The following is a 13787-nucleotide window of genomic DNA, read 5'->3' on the forward strand; positions in this document are numbered from 1 at the left end:
AAGGGCGGCGACGCCGTCGGGCTTCAGCCGTTGGCCTTGCCCACCGCATCCATGGCGCGGGCCGAGTAGACCAGTGCGGCCCCGGCATTCATCGCCACGGCCACACCCAGCGCCTCGGCGATCTCTTCGCGGGTGGCGCCGTGCTTGACGGCTTGCTGTGAGTGCACGGCGATGCAGCCGTCGCAGCGGGTGGTGACAGCCACGGCCAGGGAGATCAGCTCGCGGGTCTTGGCGTCCAGGTGGTTGGTCTTGGCACCCGCGCCGCTGGCGGTCATGTAGCCGGCCACGGTGTCGGGGGACAATTGCTTGAGATCGCCGATGCCGGCCATCAACTGCTTACGGTAGGCGTCCCAGTCCATCATGCTCATCGTCTTCACCTTGGGAAGGTTGCGGGAGGAACTTCAGGCTAGTCGAAATTGCGCCTATCGCCGGTTGCCGGCGATAGGCTGCAGGAGGGGCGTCAGATGTAGACGAATACCAGTACCAGGGCCGCGACCACCAGCCACTTCTCCAGGTAGTAGCGCATGCGGTTGCGCTTCTTCAGCGCCTTGCCACGCTCGCGGATCTTGTAGATGCGGGTGAACAGGCGGTTGATGCCACCGGTCTTGTCGCCGGCGTCGTTGGGCGCTGCGGCGGCGGCCATGACGTTGCGGCTGAACCAGCGGTTGAACGCGGTGGCCCAGCGGTACTTCAGCGGGCGCTCGATGTCGCAGAACAGGATGATGCGGTTGTGCTCGGTGGTGTTGGCCGCGTAGTGGATGTAGGTCTCGTCGAAGACCACGCCCTCGCCATCGCGCCAGGAGTATTTCTCGCCGTCCACATCGATGTAGCAACCGTCATCGTTCGGCGTGTCCAGGCCGAGGTGGAAGCGGTAGGAGCCTGCGTACGGGTCACGGTGGCGGACCAGCTTGGCGCCGGGTGGCAGGGTGGCGAACATCGCCGCCTTGACCGTGCCAATGCCTTGCAGCAGCTCGGTGGTACGCGGGCACAGGGCCATGGCCGACGGGTGGCTTTCGCCGTACCACTTCAGGTAGAAGCGCTTCCAGCCGGTCTTGAAGAACGAATTGAAACCGACGTCGTCATAATTGTCGGACTTCTTGATCTCGCCCACATGCAGCAGCTGCTGGCCTTCGGCACGGATCTCCTGCCAATGGTCCATGAGCGGCTGCAGTTCGGGGAACGCCTCGACCGGCAGATAGGGCTTGGCCGGGTGCTTGGAGAACAGGTACAGGAAGCTGTTTACCGGGGCCAGGAAGCTGGAGTGGTCCCCCAGCTGGCGGGTCAGCTTGTGGCGTACCCGACCGCGCAGGTGAACATAGGCGATCGAGAGGACGAAGATCAGTACGAGTGCAATTTTCATGGACGTTTACTTGTCGAGAAATGGCCATGCGCCATGGCATAAGCTCGCCAGCATAAACAATCATGGGGGCAGTTTGTACTTATTGTTACGTTAATGCGGGGCGACATTGGTGTAATGCCCTATAGCGTGCAAAAACGTTTCACGTGATGGAGTTCACATGATTCAGGACATTCGCCCGAGTGGCACCCCGTTCAAAAGGCTGTTTTTCGCCTTGCCGGTCAGCGACGCCCAACGCCGTGCGATCAGCCAGTGGCGGCGCGGCCTGAATCTGCGCAGCGGCAAGCCGGTGCCGAGCGAAAACTTCCACCTGACCTTGCTGTTTCTCGGTGATGTGGATGCGGCGCAGGTGCCGGCCATCTGTGCCGCGGTGGACAACCTGGCGCGGCCGGGCGCGCCGTTGCGCCTGCTGCTGGATCAGCTGAAGACCTGGCAGCGCGCCAATGTGCTGGTGCTGGAGCCGCTGGAAACGCCTGTCGCCTTGCGCCAGCTGGTCTATGGCTTGCAGCAGGCGTTGTTGCCAATGGGGTTCGAAGAACAGGCCCGCGAGTACCGCCCGCACCTCACCCTGTCACGGGACTTTCGCGGCCAGGCCCCGGAGGCGGCCGCGGCGCCCGAGTTCCATCTCGGCGCCCGGCATTTCACCTTGTACGAATCGCGCAAGGGCCGTTATTGGCCGCTGGCGCAATGGCCGCTGACCGACTAGCGCCGCTCAGGCGATCTGGCTGCGGGCCGGCGTGAACAGCTGCTCGCCCAGGGCGCGGGCAGTACGCAGGTGCAGGGCGGCATCCGGCCCTTCGCTGTCATCCAGCAGGGTCGAACTGAGCACCTCGGCGCCGCAATAGTCGAAGATGCCGTGCTCGATCTGCACGCGCATCGCCTCGCCGTAGCCATGGCGCTCGAAGCTGCCGGCATCGGCACCCGCCACACCGACCAGGTGCACCTTCATGCCACGCAGTTTCTTGGTGGTGACGCCGCCCTGGTAGTCGAACGCCCAGCCATTGCTGAACACCCGCTCGACCCAGCCTTTGAGCAGGGCCGGCAGCGACCACCAGTAGATCGGGTAGACCAGCACCAGGGTATCGGCGCGGTCGATGCGGGCCTGCTCCAGCAGCACGTCGGCCGGTGGTGCGGCCAGGCCCCGGTGCACGGCGTGGTCAGCCAGGCCGAAACGGGGGTCGAAGCCTTCGCGGGCCAGGTCGGCGATTTCGCTACCGTGGCCGACGCTGGCCAGGCCTTCGGCAATCTGCCGGGCAAGGGCATGGGTCAGGGACTCGGGGTCGTGATGGCCGATGACGATCAAGGCTTGCATGGTGGTCTCTCCAGTGTGAAGGTGCGTTGCTGCCTTGAGCGCTATATACTCAAGGTAAGTTACGTTTAGTAAGTTACTTTTGGTAGGTAATTGATGTCAAGCGATGACAAGGCTCAGCCACGCAAGCGACTTTCCCGCGAAGAGCGGCGGCGCCAGCTACTCGACGTGGCCTGGCAACTGGTGCGCGAGGAAGGCACCGAAGCCCTGAGCCTCGGTCGCCTGGCGGAGCAGGCCGGGGTCACCAAACCAGTGGTGTATGACCATTTCGAGACCCGCACCGGGCTGCTGGCGGCGTTGTACCAGGATTACGATGCACGCCAGTCGGTAATGCTCGCGCAGGCGCTGGACGGCTGTGAGGCGACCTTGCCGGGGCGTGCCGGGGTCATTGCCGCTGCGTATGTCGATTGCGTCATGAGCCAGGGGCGGGAGATGCCTGGGGTGTCGGCGGCGCTGGCCGGGTCGCCGGAGCTTGAGACGTTGAAGCGGGCCTATGAACAGCCGTTTCTCGACAAGTGCCGCGCAGCGCTGGGCGATTTTTCCCCCCGTGGTGCGATTGGCGCGGCGGGCATGCGCCTGCTGGTGGGCGCGGCCGAGGCGCTGTCGCAGGCGGCTGCGGCAGGGGAATTGGAGGCGGGGCAGGCCAAGGCCGAGTTGCAGGCTGCGATCATTGCCATGGTCGAGCGGCAGTGACCCGGGCCAGGGTCAGACCGGCAGGCTCTGGTAGGGCAGCTCATCCCCCGGGCTGCGGGCAAACTGGCGCTTGTACTCGCGGCTGAACTGCGAGGTGCTCTGGTAGCCCACCCGATGCGCCGCCTGCGCCACCCCCAGCCCTTCACCGATCAGCATCTGCTGCGCCTTGAGCAGGCGCAGGCGCTTGAGGTACTGCATCGGTGCCATGTCGGTGCAGCGCTTGAAGTGCTCGTGGAAGGTCGACACGCTCATGTTGGCGCAGGCCGCCAGCGCCTCGACACTCAGCGGCTCGGTGTAATGCTCGCGCAAGTGCATGAGCGCCGCGCCGATGCGGGCGAAGTGCCCCTGTTGCTCCACCAGCGCCCGCAGCACCCCGGCCTGGGGGCCGCGCAGGGCGGTATACAGCACCTCGCGAATGCGCGCCGGGCCCAGCACCTTGGCGTCGACCGGGTCCTGCAGGCAGTGCAGCAGGCGTTCTACCGACTCACGCATCGGTGCATCGAGCGCCGCCGAGGTCATCGACTGTGGCGTTTGCGCCTGTACCGCCGGGTCGGGCGCCAGGTCCATGCTCTGCACCAGTTCACCCAGCACACCACGGTCGATGTCCACCGCCACGCCCAGGAGTGGCTCGTCGGCGGTGGCAAAGGTTTCGCACATGAATGGCACCGACAGCGCCTGCACCAGGTAATGGCCGGCACCGTACTCCAGGGTACGCGGGCCCAGGCGCGCCAGTTTGCTGCCCTGGGCCAGGATCATCAGGCTCGGCTCGTAGATTTGCGGGCTGCTGGCCACGTAGTGGTCCCAGCTCAGTACCTGCACCTGGGGCAGGTGCGTGGGTACGAAACCCGGGCGGGTGGCCAGGCTGCGGATCAGCGAACACAGCGGGGCGTTGGCGTCGACGTGGCGGGTCAGTTGCATGATGAACCAGGGCAGAGAATCAGACAGTTTCATGATCGCAGATTGGCTGGCCAGCGCCAGATGGCCGCCGACAGGTTCGGAGAATCAGGCATGGATGCCGGAGAATCAGCCGTGGGCCGGGAGGAGGATGGCGAGCAGAATGCGCGCCCTGAATCGTTTCACTTCCCTGTGAGGTCCCGCATGTACACCGCCATCGGTTACGCCGCCCAAACCCCGACCAGCCCTTTGGCCCCCATGACCTTCGAGCGCCGCGCACCGCGCCCGGACGATGTCGCCATCGACATCCTCTACTGTGGCGTGTGCCACTCCGACATCCACCAGGCACGCAACGAGTGGGGCATCGCCGTCTACCCGCTGATGCCCGGCCACGAGATCATCGGCCGGGTCACCGCCGTGGGTGACAAGGTCACCTTGCACAAGGTCGGCGACCTGGTCGGCGTCGGTTGCATGGTCGACTCCTGCCGCCACTGCGAGGCCTGCGCCAAGGACCTGGAGCAATACTGCCTGGAAGGCCCGACCATGACCTACGCCACCCCGGACCGGGTCGATGGCAGCAACACGATGGGTGGTTACTCCAGCAGCATCGTGGTCAGCGAGCATTTCGTGGTGCGCATCCCGGCCGGCATGGACCTGCCCAGCGCGGCGCCGATCCTCTGCGCGGGCATCACCACCTACTCGCCGCTCAAGCACCATGGCGTCGGCCCCGGCCACAAGATCGGCATCCTCGGCATGGGCGGGCTGGGCCACATGGGCATCAAGCTGGCCAAGGCCCTGGGCGCCGAAGTGACCCTGTTCACCCGCTCCCAGGCCAAGGCCGAGGAAGCCCGCCGCCAGGGCGCCGACCACGTGATCGTGTCCACCGATGCCGAGCAGATGCGTGCCGCCGCCGGCCGTTTCGACTTCCTGCTCGACACCATTCCGGTGCAGCACGACCTCAACCCGTACCTGGAGACCCTGAAGTTCGACGGCGTACACATCCTGGTTGGCCTGATCGAGCCGATCGACCCGGCCGTGCATGCCGCCAACCTGGTGATGAAGCGTCGGGTGCTGGCCGGTTCGCTGATTGGCGGCATCGCCGAAACCCAGGAAGTGCTGGACTTCTGTGCCGCCCATGACATCCGTTGCGACATCGAGATGCTCGACATCCGCAACATCAACCAGGCCTATGAGCGCATGATCGCGGGCGATGTGAAGTACCGCTTCGTGATCGACATGGCGACCCTGCAGGGCTGATCGCTGGCGGTACCGGCGCTAGCGCAGCAGTGCGCTGGCCCACTCCTGCCATAACAGCGCGTGCCGCACTTCGTCATCTTTGGCATGCGCCCGTAAGCTAACGTAGGCATTACCTTGGGTACAGCCGTCTTGGATGTGGCTGTCACCGTCGACCCGTGCCTGTTCGCTGCCGGTGGCAATCTCGCCGATCACCTCAAGCTGTTCGTTCAGCACCAGGTGCGGGCTGTTGTGTTCGCCGACCACGATCAGCCGGCCATCGGGCGACACGGCGCCGTGCGCCATCGACAGCCCCAAGGCGATATCGTCCGGGTCGGTGCCTGTCGCCAGTGCTTCGAGAATCTGCACCTGGCGTGGCAACAGGCGCGTGGCTCCTTTGCTGGCGAGCACGAAGATACCTTCGGCGCTGACCAGCAGCACCCGCTGCCCATCAGGGAAGGGGACCAGCGTGGTCGGTGTTGGCGGCAGGTCGAAAGGCTCGAACGGGTAACCCTTTGGCAGGCCCTCCAGCCCGTTCGGCCAGCGCAGCTTCGCCACCTGCGGGCCACCCCAGCCATCGGTCACCCGTACCCCATCGGCATTGGCCAGGGCGAAGTAACGGCGTTGCGGGCAGCGGCCGAAATGCGCGAGGCCGATGACGGGAACCACCCCGTGGTGATCGATACGCAGCACCTGGCCTGTTTCGCCGGGCATGCCGATGCGCGCCAGCAGGCTGCCGTCGTCCAGCAGCAACACGCTGCTGACGCATTGCCGGGAGGGCTGCTTGTCCATGGGCGGATGACTCCTTGTTCCGCAGTGCCGTACACATGAAGCGCGCATGGTACTCCCAATGCTGCCATGGTTGTGAGGCCCCGGCGTGACGCGTACCATGCGGGCAATCCATCCAATAACAAACCCGTGCCTCAGCGCGGCCGATACTTGGCCCCTGACGCGCGTCCTTTCGCTTTGCCTGTGGAGAACAGATTCCAGCCCATGAACGGACCCATCCCCACCCACTTGCCCCCGACCGCGGGTGGCGGCAGCTGGCTGAGCGTGATTGCCCTGGCCCTGGCGGCCTTCATCTTCAACACCACCGAGTTCGTCCCGGTGGCGTTGCTCAGCGACATCGGCAGCAGCTTCGACATGACCACCGCGCAGGTCGGCCTGATGCTGACCATCTATGCCTGGGTGGTGGCGCTGGCTTCGCTGCCGATGATGCTGCTCACCCGCAACATCGAGCGCCGGCGCCTGCTGCTGTTCGTGTTCCTGGTGTTCATCCTCAGCCACCTGCTGTCGTGGTTGTCGCAGAGCTTTGCCATGCTGCTGGTCAGCCGCATCGGCATCGCCCTGGCCCACGCCGTGTTCTGGGCCATTACCGCGTCGCTGGCCGTGCGCGTGGCACCGCCAGGGCAGCAGGCCAAGGCACTGGGGTTGCTGGCGACGGGCACGACTCTGGCGATGGTGCTTGGCATTCCACTGGGGCGGGTGGTGGGCGAGGCACTGGGCTGGCGCATCACCTTCCTCAGCATTGCTGGGGTAGCGTTGGTGACCATGCTGTGCCTGATGAATTCGCTGCCGTTGCTGCCGAGCCAGAACTCCGGTTCGCTGCGCAGCCTGCCGATTTTGTTCAAGCGCCCGGCGCTGGTGATTACCTACCTGCTGGTGACGCTGGTGATCACCGCGCAATTCACCGCCTACAGCTATATCGAGCCATTCGCCCTGCACGTGGCGCAGATCGGCGGCGAGCGCACCACGCTGTTGCTGCTGTTGTTCGGTGGCGCTGGCGTGTTCGGCTCGCTGCTGTTCAGCCGGTACAGCGAGCGCTTCCCCCATGGCTTCCTGGTGGGGGCGATCGGGGTGCTGGCGGCTTGCCTGCTGTTGCTGCTGCCGCTGTCGGGCAATTTCTATGTGTTCGCGGTGTTGAGCATGTTCTGGGGCGTGGCGATCCTCAGCTTCAGCTTGTCGCTGCAGTCCAAGACCCTGAAGCTGGCGTCCGATGCCACCGACGTGGCCATGGCGCTGTTCTCCGGCATCTACAACATCGGCATCGGTGGCGGGGCGTTGCTGGGCAGTATCGTCAGCAGCCAGATGGGCGTGGCGGACATCGGCATGGTTGGCGGTAGCGTGGCGGTGGTCGGTCTGCTGCTGGCCGTGGCCAGTACCCGGCGGTTCCGTGAGGCCCTGAACCACTGATTGCCTGCACCGGCCTCTTCGCGGGTAAACCCGCTCCCACAGGGACTGCATAGACCTTGAAAGCTGTGCAATTCCTGTGGGAGTGGGTTTACCTGCGAAGAGGCCAGTACAGGAAACCTCGAGATTCAACTCAAGACCGCAGCCCAGGCCGACACCAGCAGCAACCCCGCCAACCCCCGGTTGAACCACAGCAACCGCCCCGGCGCCTGCAACCAGCGCGCACTACCTGCCCCCAGAATTGCCCACACCGCCATGCACGGCACGGCAATCAGCAGGAACACCAGCGCCAACTGCCACACCGGCAGCGTCGGCGCGGCAAACACGCCAATGACGGCCACCGCCATCATCCACACCTTCGGGTTGACCACCTGCAAAGACGCTGCGCTGATCGCGCCGAACGGCTTACCGCCTGCACTCTCCAGCGGCTCGCCGGCACTGCACAACATGCGCCAGGCCAGCCAGCTCAACCACAGCACTCCAGCCCAGCACATCGCCTGCTGGGCCAACGGATGGCGCACCAGCGCTTCACCCAGACCCAGGCCGACCAGCCACACGATTGCCGCTGCCGCACCGCAGGCTGCCAGCAGCGGTGCCAGGCTTGCGCGCAGGCCTTGCCGGGCACCGTGGGCAAGGATCAGCAGGTTGGTCGGCCCCGGGCTGATGCTCGAGACCAGGGCGAAAAGGATGAAGGGCAACAACGATTGTGACATGGCAAGCGACTCCGATTGATCAGAGCCCCATGCTCGCAGCGGAGCTGGCGTCAGTCTGGAAGGTTTGAGCAGCGGCGGCGGTAATCGGCCGGGGTCAGCTGATAAGCACGCCGGAACCAGCGCCCCAGGTGGCTCTGGTCGGCAAAACCCAGTGCCATGGCCACCTCGGCAGGTGTCTGGCCCTGGGCGAGCAGGCGACGTGCGCGGGCCAGCCGCAGCTGGATCAGGTAGGCATGGGGCGCCAGGCCGAAGGCGGCCTTGAAGGCCCGGGTCAGGCGGAAGCGGTCGACTCCGCAGGCTTGGGCAACCTGCTCTAGGCTGATGTCCTGGTCGAAATGGGCATGCAGGAAATCACGCGCCCGCTGTGCGGATAGTGGCAGGCGCGGGTCGGGGTTGAGGCGCTTGCGCCAGTGCAGGTGGCTGGTCAAGGTGGTCAGCAGCATGTCCATGGCCGTCTGGCGCACGATGCGCAGCGCCTGGCCATGCACCGCCTGGAACGCCAGGGCGGTGGCGTGGGCCAGGCGTTCGTCGTGGCACAAGGTGTCGGCGAAACGCGGCAGGCTGTCGCCAGGAGCCTGTTCGAACAGCGCCCGCAACTCGCTGTCCAGCCAGTTCGCTTCAAGGTACAGGGTCGAATAGGTGAAGCCTTCGGCGGTCGGCGCGTGGCCGTCGTGAAGGTCGCCGGGTTCGAGCAGGAAGACCTGGCCTGCGGTGCTCTGGTGGCGCACCCGGCGGCAGTTGAACTGCTGCACACCCTGCTCGGTGAAGCCGACCAGAAAGCTGTCATGCCAGTGCGGGTCGTAGGCGTGGCCGACAAAATGCGCACGGACCGACTCGATGCCGGTGTCGGCGTCTTGCTTGAGGTCGATCCAGTTGCTCATGGCGCTGCGCTGCTGACGGGTAGGGCAGTTCACCTTACTCCAGATGCGTCAGCCGGTTTAGAACAATTGTGCAGGCTGCAGCGCGGCAAAACGCTCGCGCAGCCACAGGTGCAGTTGCGTCACCGCAGGCGACAGCTGCTTGCGGTGCGGGCACACCAGCGTTACCGGCGTGGCTTCGCCCTGATACTCCGGCAACAGGATTTCCAGCTCGCCGGCGGCGATGTTGGCGCTGACGTCCAGCCACGACTTGTAGACGATGCCTTCGCCCTCCAGCGCCCAGCGCCGCACCACGTCGGCATCGTCGCTGACCAGCGGCCCGCGTACCTGCACGGTGCGGTTGCCAAGCTGCCACTTGTCGTACACGCGGTTGTGCTGCAGGTACAGCAGGCAGTCATGCTGCTGCAGGTCATCGGGCGTGCGGGGGCGGCCGTGGCGGGCCAGGTAGCCGGGAGAGGCCACCACCACCCGGCGGTTCCAGGGGGCCAGCGGCAGGGCGATGTAGTTGGCGTCCTGGTTGAGGCCATAGCGGATGGCAATGTCCACCGGGTCACGGCTGAAATCGGCCATCTGGTCGGAGAGGAAGAAGCGCAGGCTCAGCGCCGGGTGCTCGCGGCGAAAGGCACTGAGCCATGGCAGCAAGAGGTTGCGGCCGATGTCGGAAGGTGCGGACACCTGCAACACCCCGCGCAAGGTGCTGTGGCTGGCGTGAAGCTGCTCGTGGCCCTGGCGCAGGGTGTCCAGTACACGCTGGGCGGTGGGCAGGTACAGCTCGCCCTCGGCGGTCAGGCGCAGGCTGCGGGTGGTGCGGGCGAACAGGCGCACGTCGAGGTCGCGCTCCAGGCGTTTGATCGCGGCGGCCACTTGCCCGGGCAGCAGGTCGGCTTCATGGGCGGCAGCGGTGAAGCTGCCCAGGGCGCTGCTGCGCACGAACAGTTCGAGGTCGGTGAAACGGAGCATTTTCACTCCAAGGGTGAAAGTGTTGCTGCATTCTGCCGCTTTTTTCGGTTTGCAGGAAAGATAAGATGCGCGACAAATCCCGTTTCGTTGATTGGAGTTGCAGCATGGATACCGTCTCCCTGGCCAAGCGCCGTTACACCACCAAGGCCTACGATGCCGCCCGCAAGATTCCCCAGGCCACGGTCGATGCGCTGCTCGAACAGCTGCGCCACAGCCCATCCTCGGTCAACTCGCAGCCTTGGCATTTCATCGTCGCCGACAGCGCCGAAGGCAAGGCCCGCCTGGCCAAGGCCACCGACGGCCGTTTTGCCTACAACTCGCCGAAGATCCTTGATGCTTCGCATGTGATCGTATTCTGCACCCGCACCGAGATGACCGAGGTGCACCTGAATGCGGTACTCGACCAGGAACAGGCCGATGGCCGCTTCCGCGACGAGCAGGCACGGGCAGGGCAGAACCAGAGCCGTCGCGGCTATGTGGACCTGCACCGTTTCGATCAGAAAGACCTGCAGCACTGGATGGAGAAGCAGACCTACCTGGCGTTGGGCACCGCGCTGCTCGGTGCAGCGGCCCATGGCCTGGATGCCACGCCGATCGAAGGGTTCGACAGCAAGGTGATGGATGCCGAGCTGGGGCTGCGTGAGCAGGGCTACAGCAGCGTCGTGGTATTGAGCCTGGGCTATCGCAGCGAGACGGACTTCAATGCAGGCCTGAGCAAGTCGCGCCTACCGGCGTCGACAGTGTTCACCTTCCTGTAAATGCGTTATGGGCAGTGCCGGCCTCTTCGCGTCGAACCGCCGCGAAGAGGCCAGCACTGCCGACACATTCGTCATGCATGAACGATACTGAGAAGCCCACTGACCGCTTCTGGATCTTGCCATGCCTGACCTGACCCCCAGCGAACAGATCGACGCCCGCATCGCCGCCTTGGACGACTGGCGCGGCCCGGCCCTCGCACGCCTGCGAGCCCTGATCCACCAGGCCGACCCCGACGTGCTGGAGGAAGTGAAATGGCGTGGCGTCCCGGTCTGGTCCCACGCCGGCATCCTGTGCACCGGTGAAAGCTACAAGGACAAGCTCAAGCTGACCTTCGCCAAAGGCGCACATCTGGCCGACCCGACCGGGCTGTTCAATGCCAGTCTCGACGGCAATACGCGCCGTGCCATCGACGTGTTCGAAGGGCATGCAATCGACGAGCAGGCATTCATCAGCCTGGTCCGGGCAGCCGTGGCACTCAACGCGAACAAGGCCTGAGCGGCAGCTACCAAAGCGCAGCCGAAGCTGCCGTCAAGACCCGTCCGAACACCGCGATCGCCGTGTCCACCTCGGCCTCGCTGGTAAACCGCCCGATACTCACGCGCACACTCTTGCGTGCCCGCGCTTCATCCAGCCCCAGCGCCAGCAGCACATGCGAGGCGGCGTTGCTCGCCGAGTTGCAAGCCGAGGTGGTCGACAGCGCCAGTTCACTGGCCAAGGCCATGCTGTTGAAGCCGTTGGCTTCGATGCACAGGTTCAGGGTGTGAGGGATCCGCTGCAGGGCGCAGCCATTGAGGCTGACCCCCGGCAATGCCAGCAACCCTTCACGCAGGCGCTTGGCCAAGTGTTCGATACGCTGGTGCTCGCTGTCACCCGGCTCACCGGCCAGGGCGAAGGCACTGCCCATGCCGACGATCTGGTGCGTCGGCAAGGTACCCGAGCGCAGCCCTTGCTCGTGCCCGCCACCGTGGATCTGCGCACACATCAGCTCACGGGCGCGAGGCCCGACATACAGCGCGCCGATGCCTTTGGGCCCATAGACCTTGTGCGCCGAGAACGACATCAGGTCCACCGCCATTGCCTGCAGGTCGATGGCCAGCTTGCCGACCGCCTGCGCTGCATCCACATGCAGCAGGGCGCCATGGGCGCGAACCCGTTCGCCAATGGCAGCGAAATCGGTAATGGTGCCCAGCTCATTGTTGACGGCCATCAGCGATACCAGGCGGGTGTCCGCGCGCAGTGCTGCCTGCACGGCGTAGGGCTGGATCAGGCCGCTGGCGTCCGGCGCCAGGCGGGTGATGGCCCAGCCCTGGCGCTCCAGCTCCTTGACCGTGTCGAGCACGGCCTTGTGCTCCAGCTGGCTGGTGATCAAGTGGCCCGGCTGGGCCATGCCCTGGGCGATGCCCTTGAGTGCCAGGTTGTTGGACTCGGTGGCGCCCGATGTCCAGACAATGTCGTCGGCGCGGGCGCCAACCCGCTCGGCCACTTGCCGGCGGGCCTGCTCGACCACTACGCGTGCGGCCTGGCCGTAGGCATGGCCACTGGAAGCGGGGTTGCCGAAGTTAACCTGGCGACCGAGGCAGGTGAGCATGGTTTCGATGACTCGGTCATCGACCGGAGTGGTGGCGGCGTAGTCGAAATAGAGCGGGGCGCTAGGCATGGGGTGGATCCGTGCAATGTTGCCGTGGTGTCGGCAATCGTTGCATCAAGCCTAAGCGCTGGGGAGAAAATGATTTTGCTTTTTATGCTGCAGTTCACCGGTTAATGGAGAATGTTTTTCTCTATTGATAGACCAATTAGAAATGGTTTTCTCTCTGTGGGCCCCAGGCGAGCCCACAGGGCCATGAGTGCTTCAAGCAGGCTCCAGCGCCCGTTCTTCTTCGGCCACCACGCGCTCGCACAATTCGATGATTTGCTCGCGCATCCAGCGGTTGGCCGGGTCCTGGTCGGTGCTTTCGTGCCAGTACAGGTGAGTCTCCAGCGCTGGCACCTCCACCGGCAGCGGCTGGAAACGCAGCTGGTGACGGCGGGCGAAGCGCTCGGGTACGGTCATGGCCATGTCGGTCTGCTGCAACACCTGCGAAGCCATCAGGTAATGCTGGGAGCGCAGCGCGACCTTGCGTTGCACGCCCATCTTGCCCAGTGCCAGGTCGACGTAGCCCAGGCCGTTGCGGCGGCTGGAGATATGGATGTGGGTCATGCCCAGGTAATTGTCGAGGGTCAGCTTGGTATCGGCCAGCGGGTGGCCCTGGCGCAGCGCGCAGACGTAGCGGTCCTGCATCAGCTTGACGTGGCGCACCTGCGGGTCGGTGTTCAGCGGGGCATCGACGGCGAAGTCCAGGCGCCCGGCGGCCAGTTCCTTGGTGGTCTCGCGGCGCTTGCACAGGAAGCTTTCGATCAGCACTGCCGGGGCCAGGCGGCGCAGGCGCTGGAACAGCGGCGGCAGGATCACCGCCTCGGTGAGGTCGGTCATGCTGATACGGAAGGTCTTGTTGGCCTGCTGCGCGTTGAAGATGCGGCTTTCCTGCACCGAGGTGCGCAGCAGCGCCAGGGCGTTGCGCACCGGGCCGATGATGTTCTGCGCCATGGGCGTGGGCACCATGCCCTGGGCGGTACGTACGAACAGCGGATCGTTGAAGGTTTCGCGCAGCCGTGACAGGGCGTTGGACACCGCCGGCTGGGTGATGCCGACGATCTGCCCGGCGCGGGTCAGGTTGGCTTCGGTGTAGATCGCGTCGAAGACGATGAACAGGTTGAGGTCGACCTTGCTGAGGTTCATGGCGCCGCTCTTTGTTGGAATTATT

At 65.1% G+C, this 13787-nt stretch carries 15 protein-coding genes and 1 pseudogene; 6 read left to right on the plus strand and 10 right to left on the minus strand.

From position 1 onward, the window contains the following. Positions 1-23: 23 nt before the first annotated feature. Both J7573_RS04030 and lpxO read right to left on the minus strand, forming a co-directional pair. Positions 24-368 (minus strand): carboxymuconolactone decarboxylase family protein, encoded by a 345-nt coding sequence (locus J7573_RS04030; protein ID WP_027919898.1) that lies wholly within the window; start codon positions 366-368, stop codon positions 24-26. A 92-nt stretch (positions 369-460) separates the two neighbouring features. Next, positions 461-1360 (minus strand): lipid A hydroxylase LpxO, encoded by a 900-nt coding sequence (gene lpxO, locus J7573_RS04035; protein WP_294325900.1) that lies wholly within the window; start codon positions 1358-1360, stop codon positions 461-463. 157 nt (positions 1361-1517) lie between these two features. On the opposite strand from lpxO, the gene thpR reads away from it, so the two are divergent. Next, positions 1518-2063 (plus strand): RNA 2',3'-cyclic phosphodiesterase, encoded by a 546-nt coding sequence (thpR, locus tag J7573_RS04040; protein WP_294325902.1) that lies wholly within the window; start codon positions 1518-1520, stop codon positions 2061-2063. 6 nt (positions 2064-2069) lie between these two features. Here the strand turns inward: thpR and J7573_RS04045 are convergent, their stop codons facing one another. After that, complete coding sequence (locus J7573_RS04045) at positions 2070-2669, minus strand: NAD(P)H-dependent oxidoreductase (protein ID WP_294325904.1); 600 nt, start codon at positions 2667-2669, stop codon at positions 2070-2072. A gap of 93 nt (positions 2670-2762) precedes the next feature. Between J7573_RS04045 and J7573_RS04050 the strand changes: the two genes are divergently transcribed. Continuing rightward, positions 2763-3359, plus strand: a complete 597-nt coding sequence (locus J7573_RS04050) for a TetR/AcrR family transcriptional regulator (RefSeq protein ID WP_294325906.1) — start codon at positions 2763-2765, stop codon at positions 3357-3359. 12 nt (positions 3360-3371) lie between these two features. Here the strand turns inward: J7573_RS04050 and J7573_RS04055 are convergent, their stop codons facing one another. After that, a complete protein-coding gene (locus tag J7573_RS04055) occupies positions 3372-4277 on the minus strand; it encodes an AraC family transcriptional regulator (protein ID WP_294325973.1) in 906 nt (301 codons plus the stop codon). Between the two features lie 180 nt (positions 4278-4457). On the opposite strand from J7573_RS04055, the gene calA reads away from it, so the two are divergent. Further along, the gene (calA, locus tag J7573_RS04060) at positions 4458-5510 is read left to right on the plus strand and encodes a vanillin reductase (protein WP_294325909.1); all 1053 of its coding nucleotides are present in this window, start codon (positions 4458-4460) and stop codon (positions 5508-5510) included. A 162-nt stretch (positions 5511-5672) separates the two neighbouring features. Here the strand turns inward: calA and J7573_RS04065 are convergent. After that, positions 5673-6257 (minus strand): annotated as a pseudogene (locus J7573_RS04065) (hypothetical protein); the annotation flags it as partial. A 222-nt stretch (positions 6258-6479) separates the two neighbouring features. Here J7573_RS04065 and J7573_RS04070 point away from each other — a divergent pair. Beyond that, a complete protein-coding gene (locus J7573_RS04070) occupies positions 6480-7679 on the plus strand; it encodes a sugar transporter (protein WP_294325911.1) in 1200 nt (399 codons plus the stop codon). Between the two features lie 125 nt (positions 7680-7804). On the opposite strand, the gene J7573_RS04075 is transcribed toward J7573_RS04070, so the two are convergent. Genes J7573_RS04075 through J7573_RS04085 form a run of 3 tightly spaced genes read right to left on the minus strand, consistent with a single transcriptional unit; the run spans position 7805 to position 10227 of the window. Continuing rightward, on the minus strand, positions 7805-8389 hold the full coding sequence (locus J7573_RS04075; RefSeq protein ID WP_294325913.1) for a LysE family translocator: 585 nt from the start codon (positions 8387-8389) through the stop codon (positions 7805-7807). 50 nt (positions 8390-8439) lie between these two features. Further along, on the minus strand, positions 8440-9270 hold the full coding sequence (locus tag J7573_RS04080; RefSeq protein ID WP_294325914.1) for an AraC family transcriptional regulator: 831 nt from the start codon (positions 9268-9270) through the stop codon (positions 8440-8442). Between the two features lie 57 nt (positions 9271-9327). Next, positions 9328-10227: a LysR family transcriptional regulator gene (locus J7573_RS04085; RefSeq protein WP_294325916.1), complete on the minus strand. Its 900-nt coding sequence runs from the start codon at positions 10225-10227 to the stop codon at positions 9328-9330. 104 nt (positions 10228-10331) lie between these two features. On the opposite strand from J7573_RS04085, the gene nfsB reads away from it, so the two are divergent. Next, positions 10332-10985, plus strand: coding sequence for an oxygen-insensitive NAD(P)H nitroreductase (gene nfsB, locus J7573_RS04090; protein WP_294325917.1), 654 nt, complete (start codon positions 10332-10334; stop codon positions 10983-10985). A gap of 121 nt (positions 10986-11106) precedes the next feature. After that, positions 11107-11481 (plus strand): DUF1801 domain-containing protein, encoded by a 375-nt coding sequence (locus J7573_RS04095; RefSeq protein ID WP_294325919.1) that lies wholly within the window; start codon positions 11107-11109, stop codon positions 11479-11481. A gap of 7 nt (positions 11482-11488) precedes the next feature. On the opposite strand, the gene J7573_RS04100 is transcribed toward J7573_RS04095, so the two are convergent. Further along, complete coding sequence (locus J7573_RS04100) at positions 11489-12643, minus strand: aminotransferase class V-fold PLP-dependent enzyme (RefSeq protein WP_294325921.1); 1155 nt, start codon at positions 12641-12643, stop codon at positions 11489-11491. Positions 12644-12835: 192 nt separating this feature from the next. Then, positions 12836-13762 (minus strand): LysR family transcriptional regulator, encoded by a 927-nt coding sequence (locus tag J7573_RS04105; protein ID WP_294325923.1) that lies wholly within the window; start codon positions 13760-13762, stop codon positions 12836-12838. Between the last annotated feature and the right edge of the window lie 25 nt (positions 13763-13787).

This window comes from Pseudomonas sp. (assembly GCF_017744435.1).
GTDB lineage: Bacteria > Pseudomonadota > Gammaproteobacteria > Pseudomonadales > Pseudomonadaceae > Aquipseudomonas.